14 protein-coding genes and 1 pseudogene are annotated in these 24,477 nt (G+C 67.1%); 5 read left to right on the plus strand and 10 right to left on the minus strand.

All coding sequences use genetic code 11. The features are described from left to right. Window positions 1-19 precede the first annotated feature (19 nt). Together PKKP23_RS27580 and PKKP23_RS27585 are read left to right on the plus strand one after the other, a co-directional pair. Window positions 20-1,099, plus strand: coding sequence for an ion channel (locus PKKP23_RS27580; protein WP_126879239.1), 1,080 nt, complete (start codon window positions 20-22; stop codon window positions 1,097-1,099). Window positions 1,100-1,388: 289 nt separating this feature from the next. Beyond that, window positions 1,389-5,012 carry an indolepyruvate ferredoxin oxidoreductase family protein gene (locus tag PKKP23_RS27585; protein ID WP_126879240.1) on the plus strand — a complete coding sequence of 1,208 codons (3,624 nt, stop codon included), beginning with the start codon at window positions 1,389-1,391 and terminating at the stop codon, window positions 5,010-5,012. A gap of 152 nt (window positions 5,013-5,164) precedes the next feature. Here PKKP23_RS27585 and PKKP23_RS27590 read toward each other — a convergent pair whose 3' ends face one another. Beyond that, on the minus strand, window positions 5,165-6,439 hold the full coding sequence (locus PKKP23_RS27590) for a sensor domain-containing phosphodiesterase (protein ID WP_026120982.1): 1,275 nt from the start codon (window positions 6,437-6,439) through the stop codon (window positions 5,165-5,167). Window positions 6,440-6,835: 396 nt separating this feature from the next. On the opposite strand from PKKP23_RS27590, the gene PKKP23_RS27595 reads away from it, so the two are divergent. Further along, window positions 6,836-8,506 (plus strand): Na+/H+ antiporter, encoded by a 1,671-nt coding sequence (locus PKKP23_RS27595; RefSeq protein WP_026120981.1) that lies wholly within the window; start codon window positions 6,836-6,838, stop codon window positions 8,504-8,506. 129 nt (window positions 8,507-8,635) lie between these two features. Here the strand turns inward: PKKP23_RS27595 and PKKP23_RS27600 are convergent, their stop codons facing one another. The 7 genes from PKKP23_RS27600 to ptsP form a co-directional block, all read right to left on the minus strand. Continuing rightward, the gene (locus tag PKKP23_RS27600) at window positions 8,636-9,940 is read right to left on the minus strand and encodes a solute carrier family 23 protein (RefSeq protein ID WP_017772500.1); all 1,305 of its coding nucleotides are present in this window, start codon (window positions 9,938-9,940) and stop codon (window positions 8,636-8,638) included. Window positions 9,941-10,121: 181 nt separating this feature from the next. Continuing rightward, window positions 10,122-10,811 (minus strand): DUF2239 family protein, encoded by a 690-nt coding sequence (locus tag PKKP23_RS27605; RefSeq protein WP_126879241.1) that lies wholly within the window; start codon window positions 10,809-10,811, stop codon window positions 10,122-10,124. A gap of 138 nt (window positions 10,812-10,949) precedes the next feature. After that, complete coding sequence (locus PKKP23_RS27610; protein ID WP_126879242.1) at window positions 10,950-12,554, minus strand: sensor domain-containing diguanylate cyclase; 1,605 nt, start codon at window positions 12,552-12,554, stop codon at window positions 10,950-10,952. Between the two features lie 246 nt (window positions 12,555-12,800). Further along, entirely contained in the window at window positions 12,801-14,792 is a 1,992-nt protein-coding gene (locus PKKP23_RS27615; protein WP_126879243.1) for an AI-2E family transporter, read from the minus strand. 123 nt (window positions 14,793-14,915) lie between these two features. Further along, a complete protein-coding gene (locus PKKP23_RS27620; protein ID WP_126879244.1) occupies window positions 14,916-16,745 on the minus strand; it encodes a PTS fructose-like transporter subunit IIB in 1,830 nt (609 codons plus the stop codon). 23 nt (window positions 16,746-16,768) lie between these two features. Continuing rightward, window positions 16,769-17,857 (minus strand): 1-phosphofructokinase family hexose kinase, encoded by a 1,089-nt coding sequence (locus PKKP23_RS27625; RefSeq protein WP_126879245.1) that lies wholly within the window; start codon window positions 17,855-17,857, stop codon window positions 16,769-16,771. After that, window positions 17,854-20,382, minus strand: coding sequence for a phosphoenolpyruvate--protein phosphotransferase (gene ptsP, locus PKKP23_RS27630; protein ID WP_126879246.1), 2,529 nt, complete (start codon window positions 20,380-20,382; stop codon window positions 17,854-17,856). Before ptsP ends, PKKP23_RS27625 begins: the two co-directional genes overlap by 4 nt. Window positions 20,383-20,601: 219 nt before the next feature. Between ptsP and PKKP23_RS27635 the strand changes: the two genes are divergently transcribed. After that, window positions 20,602-21,597: a LacI family DNA-binding transcriptional regulator gene (locus PKKP23_RS27635; protein WP_126879247.1), complete on the plus strand. Its 996-nt coding sequence runs from the start codon at window positions 20,602-20,604 to the stop codon at window positions 21,595-21,597. 398 nt (window positions 21,598-21,995) lie between these two features. Here the strand turns inward: PKKP23_RS27635 and PKKP23_RS27640 are convergent. Continuing rightward, window positions 21,996-22,538: pseudogene (locus tag PKKP23_RS27640) on the minus strand (tyrosine-type recombinase/integrase); the annotation flags it as partial. A gap of 367 nt (window positions 22,539-22,905) precedes the next feature. Further along, window positions 22,906-23,415, minus strand: a complete 510-nt coding sequence (locus tag PKKP23_RS27645; protein WP_126879248.1) for a MerR family transcriptional regulator — start codon at window positions 23,413-23,415, stop codon at window positions 22,906-22,908. Window positions 23,416-23,696: 281 nt separating this feature from the next. Here PKKP23_RS27645 and PKKP23_RS27650 point away from each other — a divergent pair, with 281 nt between their 5' ends. Further along, complete coding sequence (locus PKKP23_RS27650; RefSeq protein ID WP_126879249.1) at window positions 23,697-24,377, plus strand: glycoside hydrolase family 3 N-terminal domain-containing protein; 681 nt, start codon at window positions 23,697-23,699, stop codon at window positions 24,375-24,377. Window positions 24,378-24,477: the final 100 nt, after the last annotated feature.

A 24,477-nucleotide genomic window follows, 5' to 3' on the forward strand; every position in this document is an offset into this window, starting at 1 on the left:
TCATCCCTCAGCGAACGCAATGGCAGACGACACGTGCGGCGAGGCCCGTCCCGACGAGAGCGGCAACCATAGCGGCAACAGCGGCCGCAGTGGCAACGGCAGCAACAACGGCCGCAGCAAAATCCGCAGCGAAGCGGACAACGAGCCCTGCCCCGTCACGCCCGGTGAAGAGGACGCCCACGCCGCCAGCACGCGCCCCGCGAAGCGCTGGCGCGACGGCCGGCGCGTGGCGTTCGGCTCGCGCGTGATCATTGCGCACGGCATGCCGCTGCCCTTCTGGCAGGACCTCTATCACAGCGCGCTCACCGTCAGTTGGCCGATGTTCTTCGGCGCGCTCGCGGCGCTCTTCCTGCTGCTCAACACCGGTTTCGCCGTGCTCTATGAGTTGAACGGTGTGGGCATTGCGAACCAGAATCCTGCAGGGTTCGCCGGTGCGTTTTTCTTCAGCGTGGAAACACTCGCCACCGTGGGCTACGGCGACATGCATCCGGCGACGGTCTACGCGCACGTCGTCGCCACGCTGGAAATCTTCTGTGGCATGTCGGGCATCGCGCTCGCCACGGGACTCGTGTTCGCGCGCTTTTCGCGGCCGCGCGCGAAGATCATGTTCACGCGCTACGCCATCGTGCGGCAGCTGGAAGGCCGCACCACGCTCATGGTGCGCGCCGCCAACGCACGCCAGAACGTGATCGCCGAAGCCAGCGCAAAGCTGCGGCTCATGCGCCGCGAAACCATGCCCGAGGGCTACACGCTGCGGCGCATCCACGATCTCAAGCTGGTCCGCGACCAGCATCCCATCTTCCTGCTGGGCTGGAACCTGATGCACGTGATCGACGAAGCGAGCCCGCTCTACGGCGAAACCGCCGAATCGCTCGTGCGCCAGAGCGCATCGCTGCTCATCATGATCGAGGGCTCGGACGAGTCCACCTCCCAGACCATGCAGGCGCGTCATTCGTGGGAAGCCCGCGATATTCGCTGGGACCATCGCTATGTGGACCTGATAACGGAAGTGGATGGCGTCAGCCATATCGACTACTCGCGATTCCACGACGTCGTGCCGCTCGGGGCGCACGAACTGGCGCCTGCCGACCAGGCTTGATCAACGGTAACGGCAGCAGCGCCGAACGGGTCACCGAACCGGCCACCAAATTGGCCACCGACCGCAGCACCGCCGACAACACCCGGCGCAGCACCTGACAGCATCACCACCGCCCTGCGGCAAATCCCTCTCAAATCGCGGCGCAATCGTCCGACTCGTTGCGACATTGCGCGCACAGCCCGCCGAGATAGCAAAAACATTCCTCAATCGGCGCGAAAAAATAAGGTCTCTTCTCCCGCGGTGCGGCCATTGGTCACAGCGCGCGACTCGCATAACAAGGAGACGCTTCATGACCGCCCGTCTGCCCGACGAGAGCCTGCCGCCGAAGTCGCCGGAGCCGCCCACGCCGCTTGCCGACTACCGCCTGACCGACAACCTCGCCGCCACGCGCGGCCGCATCTTCCTCACCGGCACGCAGGCGCTCGTGCGGCTCGCGCTCATGCAGGCGGCGCTGGACCGCGCCGCAGGCCTGAACACTGCGGGCTTCATCAGCGGCTATCGCGGCTCGCCGCTCGGCATGGTGGACCAGCAGCTGTGGAAGGCAAAGAAGCTGCTCGACGGCGCAGGCGTGCGCTTTTTGCCCGCCATCAACGAGGAACTGGGCGGCACCGCTGTGCTCGGCACGCAGCGTGTGGAAGGCGACCCGGAGCGCAACGTCGATGGCGTGTTTGCCATGTGGTACGGCAAGGGCCCCGGCGTAGACCGCGCGGGCGACGCGCTCAAGCACGGCAACGCCTACGGTTCGTCGCCGCACGGCGGCGTGCTCGTGGTGGCGGGCGACGATCACGGCTGTGTGTCGTCGTCCATGCCGCATCAAAGCGACTTCGCGATGATGGCGTGGCACATGCCCGTCGTGAATCCGTCGAACATCGCGGACATGCTCGAATTCGGCCTGTACGGCTGGGCGCTCTCGCGCTTCTCGGGCGCGTGGGTGGGCTTCAAGGCGATCTCGGAGACGGTCGAATCGGGCTCCACGGTGGACCTGGACGCGCTACACACGCACTGGCCCGCGCCCGCCGGCTTCGAGCCTCCCGCAGGCGGCCTGCACAACCGCTGGCCCGACCTGCCGAGCCTCGCTATCGAAGCGCGGCTCGCCGCGAAGCTCGACGCCGTGCGCCACTTCGCGCGCACGAACAGCATCGACCGCTGGATCGCGCCCAGCCCGCAGGCGAACGTGGGCATCGTGACCTGCGGCAAGGCGCATCTCGATCTCATGGAAGCGCTGCGCCGGCTCGACCTCACGGTGGGCGACCTCGACGCGGCGGGCGTGCGCATCTACAAGGTGGGCCTTTCGTTCCCGCTCGAACTCTCGCGCATCGACGCGTTCGTGTCGGGTCTGACCGACGTGCTCGTGATCGAAGAAAAAGGCCCCGTGGTCGAGCAGCAGATCAAGGACTATCTCTACAACCGCGACGCCGGCGCACGCCCGCGCGTGCTCGGCAAGCACGCTGCCGACAGCGCGCCACTGCTTTCGGCGCTGGGCGAGTTGCGTCCCTCGCGCATCCTGCCCGTGTTCGCGGACTGGCTCGCGCGGCACAAACCGGCGCTGGACCGGCGCGACCGCGTGGTGGATCTTGTCGCGCCGCAGATTCTCTCCAACGAAGCCGACGGCGTGAAGCGCACGCCGTACTTCTGCTCGGGCTGCCCGCACAACACGTCGACGAAGGTGCCCGAGGGATCGGTGGCGCAGGCCGGCATCGGCTGCCACTTCATGGCCTCGTGGATGAACCGCGGCACCACGGGCTTGATCCAGATGGGCGGCGAAGGCGTGGACTGGGCCTCGCATTCCATGTTCACGAACACGCGCCACGTGTTTCAGAACCTGGGCGACGGCACCTACTTCCATTCGGGCATTCTCGCGATTCGCCAGGCCGTGGCGGCGAAGGCGAACATCACCTACAAGATTCTCTACAACGACGCCGTGGCCATGACGGGCGGTCAGCCCGTGGACGGCAGCATCTCCGTGCCGCAGATCGCGCGCCAGGTGGAAGCCGAAGGCGTGTCGCGCTTCGTCGTGGTGAGCGACGAGCCCGAGAAGTACGACGGCCATCACGGCCTCTTTCCGAAAGGCACGACGTTCCACCATCGCAGCGAAATGGACGCCGTGCAGCGCGAATTGCGCGACACGAGCGGCGTGACAGTGCTGATCTACGACCAGACCTGCGCCGCCGAAAAACGGCGCCGCCGCAAGAAGGGCGAATTCCCCGATCCCGACCGGCGCCTTTTCATCAACGAAGAAGTCTGCGAAGGCTGCGGCGATTGCGGCGTGCAGTCGAACTGCCTTTCCGTGGAGCCGGTGGAAACGGTGCTGGGCCGCAAGCGCCGCATCGATCAGTCGTCGTGCAACAAAGACTATTCCTGCGTGAACGGCTTTTGCCCGAGCTTCGTGACGATCGAAGGCGGCAAGCTGAAGAAGGCCGCGGGCGTCGCGTTCGACGTGGAGGCGCTCGCCGCCCGCGTGAACGCGCTGCCGCTGCCCGCAACGAAGCTCGACGCCGCGCCCTACGACATCCTCGTAACCGGTGTGGGCGGCACGGGCGTGGTGACGGTGGGCGCGCTCATCAGCATGGCCGCGCATCTGGAGGGCAAGAGTGCCTCCGTGCTCGACTTCATGGGCTTTGCGCAGAAAGGCGGCTCGGTGCTCTCGTTCGTGCGCTTCGCCGCGCGCGACGAGTGGCTGAACCAGGTGCGCATCGACACGCAGCAGGCCGACGTGCTGCTCGCCTGCGACATGGTAGTGGGCGCAAGCGCCGACGCATTGCAGACGGTGCGCCACGACCGCACGCGCATCGTCGTCAACACGCACGCCATTCCGAATGCGTCGTTCGTGCAAAACCCGGACGCGAACCTGCACGCCGACGCGCTGCTCGCGAAGATGCGTCACGCGGCAGGCAACGGCCGGCTCGACGCTTGCGACGCGCAGGCACTCGCGAGCCGCTTTCTCGGCGACACCATCGGCGCAAACATTCTGATGCTGGGCTTCGCCTGGCAGTTGGGGCTCGTGCCGGTTTCGTTCGCGGCGCTCATGCGGGCCATCGAACTCAACAACGTCGCCGTGCAGGCGAACCAGTTGGCGTTCTCGATTGGCCGTCTCGCCGCCGTGGACCCGGCTGCGCTCGAAGCGCTCTGGCAGGCGCGTCACGCCGTGAAGGCGGAGTCGCGCGTGGAAACGCTCGACGAAATCGTGGCGGACCGCGAAGCGCGCCTCGCAGCCTACGGCGGCACGCGGTACGTTCAGCGTTATCGCGCGCTCGTGGATGCCGCACGCGCAGCGGACCGCACGACGGATCAGGCCGTGAGCCGCGCGGTGGCCACCACGTTCTACCGGCTGCTCGCGGTGAAGGACGAATACGAGGTCGCGCGCCTGCACACGCAGCCGGCGTTTCGCGAAGCATTGGAAGCGCAGTTCGAAGGCGCGGCGGGCCGCGACTTTCGCGTGAAGTTCAACCTGGCGCCGCCGGTTCTCACTCATGGAAAGCAAGCCGGCCATGAAACCGCACCGCGCAAGATGCAGTTCGGCGCGTGGCTGTGGCCGGTGCTCGGGCTGCTCGCGAAGGGTCGCCGGTTGCGCGGCACCGCGCTCGATCCGTTCGGCCGCACGCTGGAGCGCCGCATGGAACGCGAACTCGCCGACGATTACGAAGCCACGATGCAGCGCGCGCTCGCGAAGCTGGCCGCGAGCAACGCCAACGTCAGTTCAGAGGACATCGCAAAACTCGCGGCCCTGCACGCACGCGTGCGCGGCTACGGGCACGTGAAGCTCGCCAACCTCGCGGGCGCGAAGCGCAGCGAACGCGAACTGGCGGCGCGCCTCGGCATCGAAGCGGCAACAGGCGCGCACGTAAAACAGGCACTCGATCAGGCGAAGGGCGCGGGCACGTTGCGCGGCATTCCGGTCGTGGTGGCGAAGTGACCTGAAGCGCCAACGTCAATCGCCGGGCTGCGGGCTGCGGGCTGCGGGCTGCGGGCTGCGGGCTGCGGGCTGCGGGCTGCGGGCTGCGGGCTGCGGGCTGCGGGCTGCGGGCTGCGGGCTGCGGGCTGCGGGCTGCGGGCTGCGGGCTGCGGCTAGAGCGTATCGTCTTTCCAGTCGATGTCGCCGCACAGCACGCCCAGACGTTCACCCACCTGCACGGCCACGGAAAGCGTCACGCACGGAATGGCCTCGTTGATCGAGAGATACGGCTTCGTCACGTGCACGCGGCCCGGCTCGCTGATCGCCGCGCGGAAGTAAGGGCGGCGCAGCCAGTTGGCGCCCTGCGCGTCGGAGAGCGGCAAGAAACGCGTCTCGTGCTGCGCGCGGTCCACGCGCAACACCACGTTGCTGCCGGCCTGGCGTCCGTGCGAGTCGAGCAGGAAGCAGCGCGCCGCGTCGTCGAGTGCGAGAAAGTTCCAGCACACTTCTTCCAGCGGCTCGCCCGCGCCCAGCCGCTCCGCTGCCCGTTCGAACGCACGCAGGTACGGCGCGAGCCGGCTTGCCGTGCGCCGCTCGCGCGCTTCGGTCTGCAGGCGGTAGCGCTCCGTCACGTCGCCGATCACCGTGGCCGCGAGCGATGCATCGGCAAGCCCCGGATGCGGCCGCGCGAAGAAGAAGCCCTGCACGAAGTCGGCCTCGCAGGCGAGCGCCAGTTGCGCCTCGTGCTCCGTCTCCACACCTTCGATCAGCACGAGCTTGCCCGCCTCGTGCAGCAGCGAGACAAGCCCATGCAGGATGGCCGCCATGTCTCGCCGCAGCGACGCATGCAGCAGCATGATGCGGTCGATCTTCACGAGGTCCGGGTTCAACTGCCACACGCGTTCCAGGTTCGAATGACCGGCGCCGAAGTCGTCGAGCGCGATCAAAAAGCCGCGCTCGCGAAACTCCTGCACGGACTCGGCGAGGCGTTCGATGTCGTCCGTGCTTTGCTCGAGCACTTCGAGCACGATGCGGCGCGGCGGAATGTCGAGCCGCCGCAGGTTGGCGAGCAGCGCCGCGGCGTGATACGGCTCCGTGAGCGTGCCCGGATGCACGTTGAGGAACAGCCACTCGCGCTGCGCGCCGAGCAGCCTGAAGTTCTCCAGATGCAGCGCCTGGGCGAGCCGGTCCACCTGCAACACCTCGCCCAGGCGCGCGGCGGCCCCGAATACGTCCACGGGCGCCACGGGCCGGTCAAGGCCGTCGTGGGCGCGCAGCAAGCCTTCGTAGCCCACCGCCCGCATGTGCGAGAGGCTGAATACGGGTTGAAATACGCTCGTCAACGTCCAGTCGCCGTGCTGCGCGGCATAGCGCTGCATGCCGGATGCCATGCTCAGCTCAAAGCCGTGCGGCACGGCGAAGGTTCGTTCCTGTTGCTCGATGGTCATGCGTTCCTCTCGTGCGAGCCTCGTCGCCGGTGCGGGCGCGGCTTTCGCGCCGACGATGGCGTGCGGTCTCGCGGTGTACGTCGTCAGGTACGAGTAAAGCAAGGTCCATGCGCACTGCGGCCCGTGTTCCGATGAACGCCGCATAGCCGGCTGCACCGGGGGCACGGCGCGTGCGTCGCGAGCGGGCACGCGTGCACGCGGCTGGTGCATCGACAAGTGCGCTCCATGTTTCGTTTCGAGCGGCATTTCAAGCGTTATTTGCTGCACGCGAGGCGTGGCGCGCTGACGCGTCCGCCCACGGGGCGAGGCGTCACGGCCCCAGGCTACACTTCAGCCTCGTTGACTCATGCTGCGCACAAGAACAACGGCACTTCGGTGTCCTCGCGCACACAAACGATGGAAACCGTCTTTGTCGTCCTGATTCTTCTACTCGCGGTCGCGCTCTCCGGCGCCCTCGTCCGCGTGTTGCCTCTCAAGCTTCCCCTGCCGCTCGTGCAGATCGCTCTCGGCGCCGTACTCGCGTGGCCCCGGTTGCATGTGGACGTCACCTTCGACCCCGAAATCTTCATGCTGCTGTTCGTGCCGCCGCTGCTGTTCGGCGACGGCTGGCGCATTCCGAAGCGCGAATTCTTCATGCAGCGGCGCGCGATTCTCATGCTCGCGCTCGGGCTCGTGTTCGCCACGGTGCTCGCGGTCGGGTATTTCATTCACGCACTGGTGCCGGCCATTTCGTTGCCGGTCGCGTTCGCACTCGCCGCCGTGCTCTCGCCAACGGACGCGGTCGCGCTCTCGGCCATCGCCGGCAAGGGCCGCATTCCCGCGCAGCTCATGCACATTCTGGAAGGCGAGGCGTTGATGAACGACGCGTCGGGCCTCGTCGCGCTGAAGTTTGCAGTAGCGGCCGCGCTCACGGGCGTGTTCTCGCTGCACGAGGCTTCGCTGAGCTTTCTCGTGATCGCGGCGGGCGGGCTTGCCGTGGGCATCGCCATCGGCTGGGTCTTCGCGTTCGCGTTTGCGCGCTTCTTCGCGTTGTCCGCGGACGGCGACCCCGCGCCCGGCGTCATCATGACCATGCTCGTGCCGTTCGCCTCCTATCTGCTCGCGGAGCACTTCGGGTGGTCCGGCGTGCTCGCCGCCGTATCGGCCGGCATGACGATGAATTCCACGGACTTCGCCCACCGCGGCCCCGTCTCGGCGCGCGTGCGCGGCGCGAGCACGTGGACGATGCTCGAATTCGTGTTCAACGGCATGGTGTTCACGCTGCTCGGGCTCGAGTTCCCGCTCATCATCGGCAAGGCGCTCGTGGACGCGCATCACGCGGGCCGCGCGCAGTTCTGGCAATTGATCGGCTACGTGGCCGCGGTGCTCGCCGCGCTCTACGCGATCCGTTTCGTGTGGGTCTGGCTGCTGCGCTGGTTCGCAAGCCGCGGCGCGGCGAAGCACGGCGTGACAAACGCCGTGCCGGGGCTGCGCACCGTGGCGATCACCACCTTTGCCGGCGTGCGCGGCGCGATCACGCTGGCGGGGGCGCTTTCCCTGCCCGTCGCGCTATCCAGCGGGCAGCCCTTGCCGGGGCGCGATACGGCGATCTTCATCGCATCGGGCGTGATTCTCGTGTCGCTGATCGTCGCCGTGGTGGCGTTGCCGCTGCTGTTGCGCGGCGTGACGTTGCGCGGCCGCGACCCGCACGCCGCTGAAGAACGCGCAGCGCGCACGCTCGCCGCACAGGCCGCCATTCGCGCGGTGGACCAGCAGCACGAAAAGGTCTGCGCCGATCTGGACGAAGCTGAGGCCGCCTCCGCCACCGATGTCGCCGCCCGCGTGATGGATATTTATCGACGGCGCCTTGCGACACTCGGCGACGACGACGTAGGCAAGCGCGCCGAAGCGCGGCGCGCGGAGGCGCTGGAATTGCAGATGCGGCTTGCCGCGATGCGCGCCGAACGCGCGGCGCTGCTCGCGCAGCGCAACGAACAGAAGATCAACGACGAGACGCTCAACAAGCTGATGCGCGAAGTCGACTGGTCCGAGACGGCGCTGACTTCGCGGGGACGCGGGCACGAGTGAGAACGGCGGACGTGCCCGTTGCCGGATGAAGGCTCATTGAAGAGATTCGTGCGGCGCCCGTGCCGCACGAATCCGGAAAGAACGGTTTAATTCAGCGCCTTAAACCCAGAGAACCTTAGGCCCAACGCCTTAAACCGCCGCCTGCTGCGCGGGCTTCCTGCGCAGCAGCGCGTAGAGAATGATGGCGCCGAACGTCGCGGTGCCAATGCCGCCCAGGCCGAAGTTGCCGAGCTTCAAAGAGAAGTCCCCCGCGCCCAGCACGAGCGTTACGGCCGCGACGATCAGATTGCGGTTGTCCGAGAAGTCCACCTTGTTGACCACCCAGATGCGCGCGCCTGTCACCGCGATCAGCCCGAACACGACGATCGAGACGCCGCCCAGCACCGGGCCCGGAATGGTCTGGATCACGGCGCCGAACTTCGGCGAAAAGCCGAGCACGAGCGCGATCACGGCGGCCACCACGAACACGAGCGTCGAATAGATCTTCGTCACCGCCATCACGCCGATGTTTTCGGCGTAGGTGGTCACGCCCGTGCCGCCCGCGAAGCCCGACACCACGGTAGCCAGTCCGTCGCCGATGAACGCGCGGCCGATGTAGCGGTCCAGGTTCTGCCCCGTCATCGCGCTCACGGCCTTGATGTGGCCCAGGTTCTCGGCCACCAGGATCACGGCGATGGGCGCAAGCAGCGTGATGGCGTGCGCGTCGAACACGGGCGCCGCGAAGTGCGGCATGCCGAACCAGGCGGCGTTGGCCACCACGGCGAAGTCGATCGGCTTGCCCATGCCCAAGCCGTTCGTGACGACGGCATAGATCACGTAAGCGATGATCAGCCCCACCAGAATCAGCAGCCGTTGCAGCATGCCGCGCGCAAACACGGCCACGCCGCCCACGCACAGCACGGTGACAAGCGCCATCCACGAATCGAACGACGAACCGCTCACGCCCTTCACCGCAATGGGCGCGAGGTTGAGCCCGATCACGGCGACGATCGCGCCCGTCACCACAGGCGGCATCAGCGTCTCGATCCATTTCGTGCCCACCACGGAAACGATGAGCCCGATCACCGCGTACACCACGCCGCACGCCACGATGCCGCCTAGCGCGAGCGGAATGTTCGGGTTCGGTCCGTGGCCGCTATAGCCCGTCACGGCAATCACGAGACCGATGAACGCGAAGCTCGACCCGAGATAGCTCGGCACCCGCCCGCCCACGATCACGAAGAAAATCAGCGTGCCGATGCCCGACATGAAGATGCAGAGGTTCGGATCGAAGCCCATCAGCAGCGGCGCGAGCACCGTGGCGCCGAACATGGCGACCACGTGCTGCACGCCCATGGCGAGCATCTGCGGCCAGGGCAGCCGTTCGTCGGTGGCGACCACACGGTGCGCGGCGCCGGGCTGGGTGCGCCAGCGCGGGAAGTAGGAATCGGACATCGCGATGGTTCTCCTCTTGGGGCGTTATGGTTGGACGTGGAGGGTCTTGCTCTTGCCGCGGCTTCGCTTCACGACGTGCGCCGCGCAAACGTGAGGCGCCCCGCGTGGGCCGCCCCGCGTGGGCGCGCCCGAGGCAAATTACGCGCGAGTGTACGAAGAGGGAATAGTGCTGGCAAGGCAATCACTCGAACGCCGGGGCGGCGAGCGTTGCGGCGTAGTCGCGCACGTCGGCGGGCCAGTCGGCCAGGAGGGCGTTGAAGCGGGCGGCGTCGCTCGCGTAAAGCGCGCGGGTGGCTTCCTCGTAGCCCGCCAGGTCGCCGGCCAGCGCGGTCATGAAGCGCCAGGCCGCCTCCTGCGCGGCGCGGACACGGTCTTTGTTGCCGTTCGCGGCGCGGGCGGCCTCCACGAGGCGGCGCAGCGCCACCGACGCGCCGCCCGGCTGGCCATTGAGCCATTCCCAATGACGCGGCAACAGTGTGACCTCGCGAGCGATCACGCCGAGCTTTGGCCGGCCACGGCCACGCGGGGCGGTGCTGGCGGGTGAGGTGTCGGCTTGCGGGGTGTCGGATTGGGCGGATCGGGCCGCGCCTGCGCTGGGCGGAGCTTCGTCTGCCCGCGCCGCACGGCCGGACGCCGCGCTCTGCGCGTCGAACCGTGCTTCGACCTCGGCCACTGTGCCACGCAGGTCGAACTCCACCTGTCGCCCGGAACTGTCGTCGAAGATCAGCAGCGGCGAGCGGCTGTCGGCGTGCGCCGCGTCCGCCCCCGTGCTGTCTAGCCATTGCCGGACCGCCGCCGCAACCTTTCGGGGCGCGCCGCCCGCAATGCGCCGGGTGCCTTCGAACGCCGTACAACTCGCCGTGCTGCTCATGCCGAAGCTCCTTGAGGGGTAGTCATCAGCGGCAAATTATATCCGGGTATAAATTAACTTTGCAATATCACCCGGGTTAAATTTTGATGTGCGGCGAAGCGTGCGCGGTACGACGTGATACGGCGTCAAAACCCGCGGCTAAGACAGCGACTCCACGTGCAGGTCGCGCTGGTCCTTGCTCACCGCTCTTGCTGCCTCTCTTGCGTTTGCCACCGCGACCCGGGGCGCCCCTTCAGCCGCTCCGTCAGTTCCCCCTTCCGGCGCCTCAGGCGAGCGCACGCAGTTGCGCCCTTCCGCCTTGGCTCGATACAACGCCGCGTCGGCCGCTTCCAGGAGTTCGGGCAGGGTGCCGAATGCGTGCTCGTCGGTGCCTGCCACGCCGATGCTCACCGTCAGCACGCCAAGCGGGTTGCTGGCGTGGCGCAGCTTGAGCGCCTCCACGGCTGCGCGAATCTGCTGCGCGAGCCGCATGGCGTCGCGTTCGTGCGTCTCCGCGAGCAGCACCGCGAATTCCTCGCCGCCATAGCGCGCCGCGCAGTCGCCGGGACGCCGCGCGTACGACGCAAGACAGCCGGCCACCGCAGTGAGCGCGTCGTCGCCCGCCGCGTGGCCGTAGCGGTCGTTGTAGGTCTTGAAGTAATCGATGTCGAAGATCAGCGCCGAAAGCGGCCGGCCGCTGCGTTTCGCGCGCCGCCACTCGCTGTTCGCGCGCTCGTCGAAGGCACGGCGGTTGTTGATGCCGGTGAGCCCGTCGGTGCGAACCAGCACGCGCAGCCGGTCTTCCATCGCGATGCGCCGGCGCAGTTGCTGCGAGAACAGCACGGCGAGCGCCACGATCGCCACGTCGAGCAAGACGGTCAAGAAGCCGATGATCCATGCGCGCCGCCGCCATTCGGCGTCGATGTCCGCCGTGGACTGCCCCACGCTCAGAATCAGCGGAAAGCCGTTGATGCGGCGATAGACGTACCAGCGCTCCACGCCGTCCACGGCCGATGGCGCAAAGAACCGGCCTTCCGGCGCGGCCTGGAAAGCGTTGAAGTTGTCCGAACCGGACAGGTTGACGCCCACCATCCAGGCCCGCAGCGGACGGCGCATGAGCACGGTGCCGTCCGTAAGCATCAGCGTGATGGAGCCGCGCTCGCCCAGGTTCGTGCCTTCGAAAAGCCGCCGGAAATAGGAGAGCCGCATCGTGCCCACCACGATGCCCGCAAAGCTGCCGTCCGGATTCGAGAGGCGGCGGCTCAACGCGATGCTCATGTCGCCCGCGGTGAGCCGCGGCTTGAACGGCCGGCTCACGTAGAGCCCCACGTTCGGCGAATCGCGGTGCACCTTGAAATAGTCGCGATCCGCAATGTTCACGCGGCGCGGCGGCACGGCGCGCGAATCTGCCACCACGTTGCCGTGCACGTCGATCACGAACAGCGAGCCCATGTCCTGCGCCATCGCAGAGCTGTCGAACAGCACGAGCTGACGCATCCGCGGCGCGAGCTTCATCACGCCGGGCGCGTGAAGGCCGTCGATAACGGCCTTCAGCGACAGGTCGTAGAGCTCGAGGTTGCGCGCGGTGTCGCGCTCGATCAGCAGCGAGACGTTCTGCGCCGTCTCGTTTGCGCGGCGCATTGCGTCGTGCTGCATCTCCACGGCCGCCCAGACCGCGACCGCGCTGATCGTCGTGGCGAGCACGAGACTCACCCAGACAACGGAGGCGGGATGGCGCAACAGGCGGATCAGACGTTTCAGCATGAGGGACGGCGCAAGGTACGTACGGAGCGGGACAGGGTTCGGCGCGGCCGGATGTCGAGCAGGCGCACGCCGCGAGCACGCCCAGAGAGAGCCTACCCGCTTGCCGGCGAATTCAATCTGGTGAACTGAGGAAGGTCTCCGGGGTTGTCTGCACGTTTGGGCGCGCCGGGGCACGCTTCAACATGCTTCAACCCGCTTCGGCCCGCCCGGGCACGTGCTCTGCCGCGCGGATCTGCCGCCGCCCGGCTAGCGCGCCCTGTCGCCGATCCAGGCCCGCTCCGGTGCGGACGCACTCGCCGCGAGAGCCGCCGCCCGGCATTGCTCCACGAGCGCACGGAACGTCGTTGCCTCGTGCAGCGCGTCGGTGGACTCGGTCGTCTCGACGCCCGCCGCGTCGTCCGGCTGTTTGCCGAAGCCCACCACGATGGCCGCGGGCGCCTGCTGGCTACGCAGGCGCCGCAGCAGGTTGCGCAGGTACGGCGGCCAGTCGGCGGCATCGAGCGACACGATGCAGACCACCGGCGCGACCTTGATCTCCGGCGCGTCGGCGCGCGGATAGCGGAACTGCTCGTAGCGCGCCGCCGTGCAGGGAATCTTGAGCCGCGCGAGCAGTTGCATCGTGATGGCGGCGGCCACCTCGTCGAAGGCGCCGCGTCCGGAGATGCAGAGCACCGAGACGCCTTCTGCAAGTTGTGTGGTGTTGGCGTCTGCATTGGCGTCTGTGTGGTCGGCCTGGCCCGTCTGGCTTGCCGCCGCGGCCGGTTCTCGCTCGCGTCCCTCCGCCACCGGGGCACGGCCGTTCTGCCCCGAGGTGAGCGGGTCCGGCGCGCCCTCCACCGTTTCGAGGTTCTCCACGATGTCGATCAGCGTTTCGTTCACGCGCGCCAATTGCTCAGACGTGAGCACGCCGCGCAGCGCGTCGTTGCGCGCGAGTTGCAGACCTTCCAGCGCCACCTGGTCGTAATAGTCCACCACGGACATCTCGTGCAGCAGCCGCCCGGCCTGCACGATGGCGTCGTGCGCTTCGTCTGCGAGCAGCCGTTGATAGAAGCTCTGCGCCGGCGTGAGCGCGGGCTGGTCGCCCAGCAAAACGGTCAGGAAATTGAGGCGGTGCGTGTAGCGGCCCAGCGTGACGATGCACAGCGTGAGCGGCGTGGAAAGCACGAGGCCGATCGGGCCCCAGAGCCAGCTCCAGAAAATCGCAGCCACGACCACCGCGAGCGGCGAGAGGCCGGAGCCGCGGCTGTAGAGCAGCGGCTCGGCCACCTGGCCCGCAACGACGTCCACGACGATGAAGAGGATCAGCGTCCAGACCGCCATCGTCCATTGCGGCTGGATGGCGGCGGCGAGGCACGTGGCGAGCGCCGCGGCAATCCAGATGCCGATGTACGGCACGAAGCGCAGGAACGCGGCGATCACGCCGAACAGCAGCGCACCCGGCACGCCGATGGCCGCAAGGCCGATGGTGAGCACCGCACCCACGCTGAGGTTGAGCCCCAATTGCGTGACGAAATAGCGGCTCAGGCGGCGCGCGGCGTCGTCGATGGCGGTGGTGGTGCGATGCAGGTCGCGCGAACCGAACAGGCTGATGAGGCGGTCGCGCAGATCCTCACGCTGCAACAGGATGAAGATCGTCACCACGAGCACGATGAACGTGGTTTCCAGCGGCGCCACCACGGGCGAAAACGCGCGCCGCACGAGCTGCATGGGCGTGGGCACCGGCTCGTGGACCTCGACCGGAATCGGGTTGCCCGACGCTGTCCTCGCCACGCGGTTGCCGAAGCCCTGCGGCGGGCTGGGCCGCGACGGCGCGAGGCGTTGCAGCGTGGACGCGGCCTTGCTCGCGAGCACGTCCGCGCGGCGCACCGTTTTCTCCTGCACGGTTTCAATCTTGCGTTCGATGGCAACCTGGTACTGCGGCAGATCTGCCGCGAGCTGAACCACCTGAGCGCCGATCAGCGTGCCCACGCCGAGCAGCGCCGCGAGGGCAAAGAACACGGCCACCAGAATCGACGCGAACTGCCCCAGCCGCACACGCCGCAGCATGTTGACGAGCGGCGCGAGCAGGAAGCTGAGCAGCACCGAGAGCGTGATCGGAATGAGCACGGCCCGGCCCAGATAGAGACCGGAGACGACAGCGGCGCCGGCCAGCACCGAAACGGGCCCATAGAGGCCCGGCGGCGCGCCGCGAGGGTAGACGCGATTCGGCTGCCCTTGAGGCGGCAAGGGGAATTTCATGGGATGACGATCCGGTTGCGCGGCGCCTTCGGGGCGGCGCCGTTTGCTGAGCCAAGAGGATACAACCGGATGAAGACTCAGGCGCCCGTCACGGCGCCTTGGCGAAAAACCAGACCCTGGGGCTCAGGCAGCCGCGGCTTGCGGCTTGCCCCCGTTCTGCGGCGCCCGCTTCAACAGGCCCACCGCGAGCGCCGTCACGAGCGTGCCCGCGACGATCGCCAACGCGTAGACGCCGAGGTGCGTCACGGCGTTCGGAATGGGCAGCACGAACACGCCGCCGTGCGGCACCTTGAGTTCGACACCGGCTGCCATCGAAATCGCGCCCGCCACGGCGGAGCCCGCGATGCACGAAGGAATCACGCGCATCGGGTCGCGCGCCGCGAACGGAATCGCGCCTTCCGTGATGAACGCGATGCCGAGCACGGCCGCCGCCTTGCCCGCTTCGCGCTCTTCCTCGCCGAAGCGGCTGCGGAACAGCCACGTGGCGAGCGCAATGCCGAGCGGCGGCGTCATACCGGCCGCCATCGTCGCGGCCATCGGCGTGTAGACGTGGCTCGCGATCAGTCCGGCGCTGAACGCGTAGGCCGCCTTGTTCACGGGGCCGCCCATGTCCACGGCCATCATGCCGCCCAGAATCAGGCCGAGCACCACGGCGCTGCCGGCCTGCATGGAACGCAGCCAGCCTTCCAGCGCGTGCAGCGCGGCGGCCACCGGCGAGCCCACCACGTAGATCATCAGCAGTCCGACGATCAGCGTGGAAAACAACGGAATGATGAGCACCGGCTTGAGCCCTTCCAGGTTGCGGTGCAGCTTCAGGTGCCGGTTGATGAGCAGCGCCGTGTAGCCCGCAAGGAAGCCCGACACGATGCCGCCGAGGAACCCCGCGCTGAGGCTTGCCGCCAGCATGCCGCCCACCATGCCGGGCGCCACGCCCGGCCGGTCCGCGATGGAGTACGCGATGTAGCCCGAGAGCACGGGCACGATGAGCGCGAAGGCCGACTTCGCGCCGATCTGGAACAGCGACCACGCGAGCGTGCCTTTGTGCGCGTCATCGAACGCGTAGATGCCGCCCAGCGCGAACGACAGCGCGATCAGCAGCCCGCCCGCCACGACGAACGGCAGCATGTACGAAACGCCCGTCATGAGGTGCCGATAGGGACCGGACGCCTTCGCCGAACGCGCCTGCTTGGCCGCTGCGACCTGATCGGCGAGCGCCGCGCCGCTTGCTGGGGAATGGCCCGCCGAGCCGCCGCCTTCGACACGCGCCTGCGCGATCGCGCTTTCGATCAGCGCAGCGCCCTTGCCGATGGCGCCCTTCGTGCCTGTTTCATAGAGCCGCTTGCCCTTGAAGCGGCTCTTGTCGACCTGGGTGTCGGCGGCGATCACGACGAGATCGGCTTCGGCAATCTGCGCGTCGGTGAGCTTGTTCTGCGCGCCGACCGAGCCCTGCGTCTCGACGTGGATGGTGTGACCGAGCGCCTTCGCGCCTTGCGCGAGGCCCTCGGCGGCCATGAAGGTGTGAGCGATGCCCGTGGGACACGAGGTAATGGCGACGATTTTCAAAGGCCGCACGCCGGTGGATTCAGCGACCGGTTTTGCGGCGTCGTCTGCCTGGCGCGGCGCAAGCGACGACGCGGCCCGCGATGCACCGGCAGCCGCGCGCGCGATCACCGCTTGCGCGTCGCGAATCGCTTCGTCGATCGTCACGCGTTCGATGGTCTTGCCGGCGAACGGCGTTTCGTCCACGGCGGCGTGGTCGTCTGCTGCGATCAGCACGCCGCTCGCGGCACGAATCGTTTCCGCGGACAGCGGCGTCTGCACGCCGAGCGCGCTGCGCGTTTCGACGGCGAGCGTCACGCCGCGAGCTTCAGCCGCGCGGCTCAGCGCCTGCGCGGCGAACGTGGGTGCAGCGCTCTGTCCGGGCGCCGCCACGAGTCCGATGATTTTTTCCATTGCAGTGTCTCCGGCCTCGCGGCTCATGGCTGAACGACGCCGTCCGCAGCGGACAGCGTGAATGTTTTGACTTCGACGCGCGCGGCGAGCGTGGCCAGCGTCGCGTGATCGGGCAGATGCGGCCCCACGCGCGCGAGCTTCGCGGCGGCAAACGCCGTGGCCTGGCGGCCGGCGTCGTCCCAGGTGCGCGCTTCGATCAGGCTCGCGATAAGTCCGGCGACGAACGCGTCGCCCGCGCCCACGGTGGTCGCGACAGGAACACGCGGCGGTGTCGCGCGGAAGATCTGGAAAACGGGCGGCGCGGCGCGCGATGCCACGTCCGTTGCGCCCGATTGCGGCGGCGCGACACGCGACACAACACGCGATACAGCAGGCAGCCCAGCCGACGGCTGGCTCGCCATCACGCCAATCGCCCCGCGGCCACCCAGCGACACCACCACGTAACGGATGCCGCGCGCCACGAGTTCGCAGGCGGCGGCAATGATGGCTTCGTCGTCATCGAGCGCGCGGCCCAGCAGCGCTTCGAGTTCCGCCTGGTTCGGCTTCACGAGGTCGGGCAGATCGCGCGTGTCAGTGGCGGCGAGGGCTTCAGTAAGCGGTGCGCCGCTCGTGTCCAGCGCCACGTGGACGCCCGCATCGTGCAGCACGCGCGTCATGCGACGGTAGAACGATGGATCGACGCCAGGCGGCAGGCTCCCAGCGAGCACGCACCACCGGCCCGGCCGCGCGAGTTCGGCGATGCGCCTCTCGAGCGCTTCGACGCAGGCCGGCGCGGGCGGCGTGGTGGCGAGGTTGATGTCGGTGGTCTCGTGGCGCGCGGTATCCACGAGCTTCACGTTGATGCGCGTGCGGCCCGGCACGCGCACGAAGCGGTCGTCGATGCGCTTGGCGGCAAAGAGCGTGTCGAACGCGGCGCTGTCTTCCGTGCCGAGCAGGCCCGTGACGATGGTCGCCACGCCGTAGTCAGCGAGACAGCCCGCCACGTTCACGCCCTTGCCGCCCGCGTTGAATTCGAGCGACTCCGCGCGGTTCACGTCGCCCGGCGTCAGGTTCGCGACGCGCACGGTCTGGTCGAGCGCCGGGTTCAGCGTGACCGTGATGACGGTGTTCATGCCGCGACCCTCACGTCGGCCGCATCGAGCGCGCGTACGGCATCGACGTCGCCGCATTCCAGCGCGCGCTCTGCAAGCGCCTGCATCGAATCGAGCCGCTCGCCGCGCACACGCGCCTTCACGGCAGCGATGTCGCGCGGGCTCATCGAGAGCTCGTCCACGCCGAGGCCCGCGAGAATCGCCGCGCCGAGCGGGTCGCCCGCGAGTCCGCCGCACACGCCCACCCACTTGCGATGACGCCGCGCGCCCTCCACCGTCTGCCGGATCATGCGCAGCACGGCGGGATGCAGGCTCTCGGCATTGCGCGCCAGTTCGGGATGCTCACGATCGATGGCGAGCACGTATTGCGTGAGATCGTTGGTGCCGATCGAAAAGAAATCGACGGCCTGCGCGAAGTGGTCCGCGAGCGCAGCGGCCGATGGAGTCTCCACCATGATGCCGAGCGGCACCTTCGGCGCATCGAGTTCGGCGCGCACGGTCTCGGCGAGCGCAATCGCGGCGTGCGCCTCGTCGAGCGTGGAGACCATCGGGAACATGATCCACAGCGGACCTTCCTTCGCTGCGCGGTAGAGCGCGCGCAACTGCGGCACGAAGAGATCGGGCCGGCGCAGACACAGACGCACACCGCGCACGCCGAGGAACGGGTTCGTCTCGTGCGGCAGGTTCAGATACGGCACCTGCTTGTCGCCGCCGATGTCCAGCGTGCGGATGATGAGCCGCCGTCCGCCGCTTGCCTGCACCATCTGGCGATAGCACGCGTACTGCTCGTCTTCGCTCGGCGCGTCGTGGCGTTCGAGGAACAGGAACTCCGTGCGCATCAGGCCGATGCCGTCCGCGCCATGGGCGAGCGCGTCGGCCACCTGGCTCGGGCGCGTAATGTTGGCGCCGATCTCGAAGGCGTGGCCGTCGAGCGTCGTGGCCGGCAGCGCGCGATTGGCCGCCGTGCGGACGCGCTCTTCGGCAAGACGCAGCGCGGTTTGCCGGGCGCGCTCGGCGTCGCGCGCCGACACACCGACGTACAGCCGGCCCGCGTTGCCGTCGAGCACAGCGTGTGCGCCGTCGGCGATGTCGAGCAGCTTCGCGCCGCACGCCACCGCCGCCGGCACGCCGAGCGTGCGGGCCAGGATCGCCGTGTGCGAGGTTGGGCCGCCGCTCACCGTGCAAAAGCCAAGCGTGACGGCGGGGTCGAGCTGCGCGGTGTCCGAGGGCGTGAGGTCTTCGGCAATGAGGATGGCGGGTGTTGCTGCTACGTTCGTTGCTGCGTGTAGATTCGCCGTGTTTTCGTCCAGATGCTTGAGCACGCGACGCGCGACGTCGCGCAAGTCGGTTGCGCGCGCCGCGAGTAGCGGGTCGGGAAGCGCAGCGAGTTGCGCCGCGCGCGAGTCCGCCGCGCGATGCCATGACCACTCGACGCCGTGGCCCTCGACGGTAAGGCGTGCGGCATCGCCGAGCAGATCGGCGTCGTTCAGCAGTTCGCGCTGGGCCGCGAAGATCTCGCCTTCGGCTGCGCCGAGCCGCGTGGTCGTTTCGCGCGCGAGCGCATCGAGTTCGGCGGCCGTGTCGGTCAGCGCTTTTTCGAGACGACGCGAGGCGTCGAGCACATCGCCCGGACGATCTTCAATGTCGAGCCGCGCGTGGCGCACTACCCGCACCGGACCCGCGACGAAGCCAGGGCCCGCGCCCACGCCTTCGATCACCGTTGCCGGATCTTCGGGGGTAAACAAAGCCGGCTGCGCGGCCTCGCGACGCGAGCGGGCAGCCGCGGCGCGCTCGTGCTCTTCCGCGGCCAGTGACTCGATGGTGCGCTTGAGCGCGGCGAGCGCTTCGGCGGCGTCGCCACCCTGCGCCGAGAGCACCAATCGCGCCTGCGCCGTGGCGCCCAGTTGCAGCAGGCTCACGAGGTTTTTCGGGTCGGCGGCCACGCTGCCGTTGCGCACACGAAGCGCGGACTGATAGCGCTTCGCCGTGGCGACCCACGCGCTCGCGGGGCGGGCATGCAGACCGTGCGGGTAGTCGAGGATCAGGTCGAGGTGGTGGTCGTAGTCGGCTGGCGTTGTTGCTGCGGGCGTTGCGCTGCCGCTCGTTGCAGTGAGCGAAACGCCGTTCAACGCATCGACCACGATCTGGGGATCGCGCGCCGTCAGCAGCCGCTCCAGTTGCGCCGGGTCGCCGATCAGCCGCGTGAGACGTTGCAGCAGCGCAATGTGCTCGTCGGACTGCGCCGCAATCGCGACGATGAGCCGCGCACGCTCGCCGCCCTGCCATTCGACGCCCTCCGGCACCTGGAGGACCGCGACGCCCGTGCGGCGAATCAGATGGCGGTCTTCCTGGAGGCCGTGCGGAATTGCGACGCCGCTGCCGAGGTACGTGTTCGATACCTGCTCGCGCCCTTGCAGACTATCGACGTAGCCCGGCTCGATGACGCCCGCCGCGACGAGCAGCGCGCCCGCCTCACGGATCGCATCGTGTTTCGAACCCGGCCCGGCACCTAGCCGGACGAGCTCCGCAGTAAGCAGCGGGGACATCGCGTCTCCTGGTTGGTCGTGGAATGTGCGCTATTGGAATCGATACCACTTTCCGCGTCAAGACGGCGCGTAGTCGCTGGCAAAGATGAAAGTTGCGCGGAGGCCCGATAGAATAGGCGCGCGTCGCCCGTCCCAGCGGGGCGCGGCACTGCAAGATGCGCGAACGGATACCGCGAGACCAGGGTATACGCCGATTCATCAAGAAATCGATTTCATTCCATGGCGCCAAGAATCAAGGATGTGGCGGAGGCAGCGGGCGTGTCGGTGACGACCGTCTCGCGCGTGCTTTCGAACAACGGCCCGGTGCGCGACAGCGTGCGCCGGCGCGTGCTCGAGGTCATCGAGCAGCTCGACTATCGGCCCAACGCCGCCGCACAGCGCCTGCGCTCGGGCGACACCGCGACGATCGGCCTCATCGTCTCCGACGTGCGCAACCCGTTTTTCACCGAAGTGAGCCGCGCGGTGGAAGACGCCGCGTACGCGCAGGGCATGCGCGTGATTCTCTGCAACACCGACGAGAACCCGGAAAAGGAGGCCATGTATCTGCGGCTCATGGAAAGCGAGCGCGTGACGGGCGTGATCTACTCCCCGACCTACGAGGCGGCACGCCGGTTCGACGCGCGCGCGTACGCGTTCCCGGTAGTGATGATCGACCGCGCAGGCCCGGCGGGCGTAACCGACGCCGTGACGCTCGACAACCGCGACGCCGCGACGCGACTCGCCGAACACCTGGTGGAGCGCGGCTATAAGCGCTGCGCGGGCCTGTTCGGCAACGCGAGCACGACGGGACGCGAGCGGCACGCGGGGTTCGTCGAGGCACTGCAGCGGCATGGCCTTTGGGCTGCGGCCGAATTCGTCGACCCGCATCCCGAGGCGGCGCACGCGCGGGTGACGGCGTGGCTTGCGGCAGAGTCAGGCGAGCGACCGGATGCGATCGTGGCGAGCAACGGGCTGTTGCTGCTGGGGGCTTACCGGGCGCTGCGCGAGCACGGGGCGCGCGTGCCGGACGACGTGGCGCTCGCGGGGTTTGATAACGATGCGTGGACCGACCTCGTGACGCCTGGTGTCACCGTTATCGCGCAGCCGGTGTACGAGATTGGGAAGAACGCGATGCAGCTGTTGACGCAGCGGTTAGCAGAACCCGAGATGTCAGCGCGGACGTTGGTGTTGCCGGGGGAATTGGTGGTGAGAGGGTCGACGGGGGGGAGGGTGTAAGGGGGTAGGTTGTTTGTCCGACTATCCTCCCCAAAGTCTGTGTACGTACATCTAGTACATCGGTCGAACGCTCGCGATCTTGAGCCTGCTGCGAAATCCGGAAGTCGGGGAACACCAATCCAGTACTTCGAACGAGAAATGGACTACGCATGGAGTGGAGAACTGCTCGGATTTCCCGACAACTAATATCCGCGTACTTCCCGTATGAAGCTGATACGGAGGAAAGAGAAATCGCCGGAAGGCTTGTCAGATATGGTGATCCGGGCCGAAGCGTCGCCGGTCAATCAAGGCATGATACTTGCGAGCGTCATGGAACGCCTAGATCTTCGTAGCCCAGGCGTCGGCCGATCTTCCACCACCATCAGCGTAGTATCGGGCGCGCCACGACTTACGCGGATTTAATCAGCACCAGCCTTCAGGTTATCGAGATAATCAGCCCACCGCTGCATCATCACGATTCGATCATCAATGAATTTTGTCCGGTTATAAGCCGTACCAAGGGCGTCGGGCACTTTGTGCGCGAGCTGGTGTTCGATGACCTCGCTTGGGAAGCGCAACTGCTCATGCAGAATGGTGCGTGCCATCGCCCGAAAGCCATGGCCCGTGATCTCTGTCTTGGTGTCAAAGCCCATCCGCCTCAGGGCCGCGTTAACTGCTGCACCACTCATTGGCTTCTTGACGTCTCGCCCTGGAAAAACGTATCTCCGCGCGCCGGTAAGCGCATAAAGATCGCGCAGGATCGCCAACGCCTGCGTGGCAAGTGGCACAAGGTGTTCCGTTTTGGTCTTGGAGACCGTATAGCGCCACTGCGCCTTGTCGAGATCGAACTGCGACCACTCCGCTGACCGCAGTTCCCCCGGGCGGACAAACAGCAATGGCGCCAAACGTAACGCACACTGAACAACGAACGTTCCTTGGAAACCATCCAGCGCCCGCAGTAATCGTTATGGCCTTTTTCATATCGTCCCGGGATTGGTTTCACAGATGGAAAGCGCTCGTCGGGCAAACAGCAATGCCCGGTTTCCACTTCGAGAGAGAACGAGTACACGTGTAAGATACGTGGACGCGTCAACTGCTGTCTATAGCGTGCCCCGAGGGAGACTCGTCGAACACAGAATTGCCCCAGAGGAAAGACATATGGCGCTAACCGATGCAGTTTGACCAGCGAAACACTGCGGCGTTATTTTGATTGCCCCCGACCAACCGGAGCGTGTGTCGGGCTTGCCTCCCGACGAGTCGCGTTTGAAAGCGCCGTAGCACCGGTGATACGAACCGCGTTACTGTTTCACCATATCGGCGAATCTACGGCTACGGGCGGCCACGCAGCTTCATAAACTGCTCGACGTCGGACAGCTTGAAGCGCGTCCGACCCGCAACGATCGTCGGCGTGATACGGCGACGCTGGAGGTGATAGTACAAGCCAAAATCACTTTGGTAGCCGGCGAGTTCCGCAGCGTCCTGAATCGACAGCGTTTCATCGAACTGTGCCTTCAAGCGTTCGACTGCTGCACGATCGTAAAACACCGAACGCGTGCCGACCTTCGTCGGCGCGATGCCGGCGCGCTTCATGAGTGCGATAGCGCCCTGAGGGCTGTCGTAACCAAACAGGTTCGCCACTTCCATGGCCGTCATCCACGCTGCTGGTGCCGAATGCGTCGCGGGCACCGACACGTTCGTCACGACAACGGCCGATTGCACCAGTGCAGCGTCGGACAGAACGGACGACGGCACTTTCACGGTCGGCGGAGCAGCCTTTGCAGCGGCGCCGTCTACGACGCCGCGACGAGTATCGACAACCGAAAGGTTGAAAGCGGGCATCCGAGATTCGATAGGTCTTCTCTCGCGGCGCAGCCCGGCGAACTTCCAAGCCAGTGAGCATGAGGCCCTCCTGTCTATGCCGAACACGACGAAACGGTCGAACGCTTCTATCTTGTCACGGCACATGCGTGGGAAGGCACATTGGCAACAATGTGGCATGGCACAAATGTGTCTTCGCTCGCTGGTAGACCTCTCATCCGGCATGTGCACCCGCGCGTTGCCGCCCGGAACGTTCTCCGCCATGGTGTTTGTATGGACGAAACACCACGGGATAAACCGCGATGACCGCCAAAATGCTCCTGGCCACACTGCTCCTCGCGCCCACGTTTTGCGTCGCGGCCACGCTGCCTACGGCGGACGAGCTACGGTCGCTGTTCGTCGTCGAAAACCCGCCGCTAACCAGCGAGTTCGGCGCGCTGCTCATTCGAAACCAATTCGATGTTCGGCCGTTGATCGCGTGCGAGTTGCGCAAAGCGCATCCGAACGCTCTGATCTTGACTGATCAGGAGGGCGGGGCCGTCCGCGACATGACGAATCTGACTTCGCCGCCTGCGCCCTGGGACGTGGCCAGGATGACACCCGCCGAGTTCAGCGGCCAGGTGAAAGCAGCCGGCGAAGCCCTGGCGAACTCTTGTGTGGACATCGACCTGGCTCCTGTGGTGGAAACGAACAGCGACCGACCGCAGCGTAGCTATTCGGACGATCCGAGGGAGGCGTCGATCGTTGCCGCCAGGTTTGCGGAGGCGATGACATCCGCCGGGGTCACGCCCGTGCTGAAACACTACCCGGGCAAGCTCGCGAGCTGCACGTCCGTCGCATCATTGCCGGGTTTCAGTTGCGTAAAGGAAGCAAAGAGGTCGAGGTCTGCCCCGGCGCTGCCGCCAGCGTTTGGCGGATGGCCGACGCGTTTCCGTTGCACGCTGCGCCGATTGTCAGTAAGCGTCAAACCGAGGCCGTCTTGACGATCAGAACTTGACCTCTGAGAGCCGCTGATTCGCGAGCACGAGATCGAAGGCAGCGGGATCGAAGCTGCCGCCACACCACTCAAGGAAGTGGTCGTGT

The organism is Paraburkholderia kururiensis JCM 10599 = LMG 19447, from assembly GCF_003986935.1.
In the GTDB taxonomy this organism is placed as follows: domain Bacteria; phylum Pseudomonadota; class Gammaproteobacteria; order Burkholderiales; family Burkholderiaceae; genus Paraburkholderia; species Paraburkholderia kururiensis.

What these genes read in the sequence shown, in the direction of transcription:
- PKKP23_RS27595 (WP_026120981.1), top strand. Translation starts at nt 6,836, where the DNA reads ATGGAAACCGTCTTTGTCGTCCTGATTCTTCTACTCGCGGTCGCGCTC.
- PKKP23_RS27650 (WP_126879249.1), top strand. Translation starts at nt 23,697, where the DNA reads ATGACCGCCAAAATGCTCCTGGCCACACTGCTCCTCGCGCCCACGTTT.
- PKKP23_RS27580 (WP_126879239.1), top strand. Translation starts at nt 20, where the DNA reads ATGGCAGACGACACGTGCGGCGAGGCCCGTCCCGACGAGAGCGGCAAC.
- PKKP23_RS27600 (WP_017772500.1), bottom strand. Translation starts at nt 9,940, where the DNA reads ATGTCCGATTCCTACTTCCCGCGCTGGCGCACCCAGCCCGGCGCCGCG.
- ptsP (WP_126879246.1), bottom strand. Translation starts at nt 20,382, where the DNA reads ATGTCCCCGCTGCTTACTGCGGAGCTCGTCCGGCTAGGTGCCGGGCCG.
- PKKP23_RS27635 (WP_126879247.1), top strand. Translation starts at nt 20,602, where the DNA reads ATGGCGCCAAGAATCAAGGATGTGGCGGAGGCAGCGGGCGTGTCGGTG.
- PKKP23_RS27590 (WP_026120982.1), bottom strand. Translation starts at nt 6,439, where the DNA reads ATGACCATCGAGCAACAGGAACGAACCTTCGCCGTGCCGCACGGCTTT.
- PKKP23_RS27585 (WP_126879240.1), top strand. Translation starts at nt 1,389, where the DNA reads ATGACCGCCCGTCTGCCCGACGAGAGCCTGCCGCCGAAGTCGCCGGAG.
- PKKP23_RS27625 (WP_126879245.1), bottom strand. Translation starts at nt 17,857, where the DNA reads ATGAACACCGTCATCACGGTCACGCTGAACCCGGCGCTCGACCAGACC.
- PKKP23_RS27605 (WP_126879241.1), bottom strand. Translation starts at nt 10,811, where the DNA reads ATGAGCAGCACGGCGAGTTGTACGGCGTTCGAAGGCACCCGGCGCATT.
- PKKP23_RS27645 (WP_126879248.1), bottom strand. Translation starts at nt 23,415, where the DNA reads ATGCCCGCTTTCAACCTTTCGGTTGTCGATACTCGTCGCGGCGTCGTA.
- PKKP23_RS27620 (WP_126879244.1), bottom strand. Translation starts at nt 16,745, where the DNA reads ATGGAAAAAATCATCGGACTCGTGGCGGCGCCCGGACAGAGCGCTGCA.
- PKKP23_RS27615 (WP_126879243.1), bottom strand. Translation starts at nt 14,792, where the DNA reads ATGAAATTCCCCTTGCCGCCTCAAGGGCAGCCGAATCGCGTCTACCCT.
- PKKP23_RS27610 (WP_126879242.1), bottom strand. Translation starts at nt 12,554, where the DNA reads ATGCTGAAACGTCTGATCCGCCTGTTGCGCCATCCCGCCTCCGTTGTC.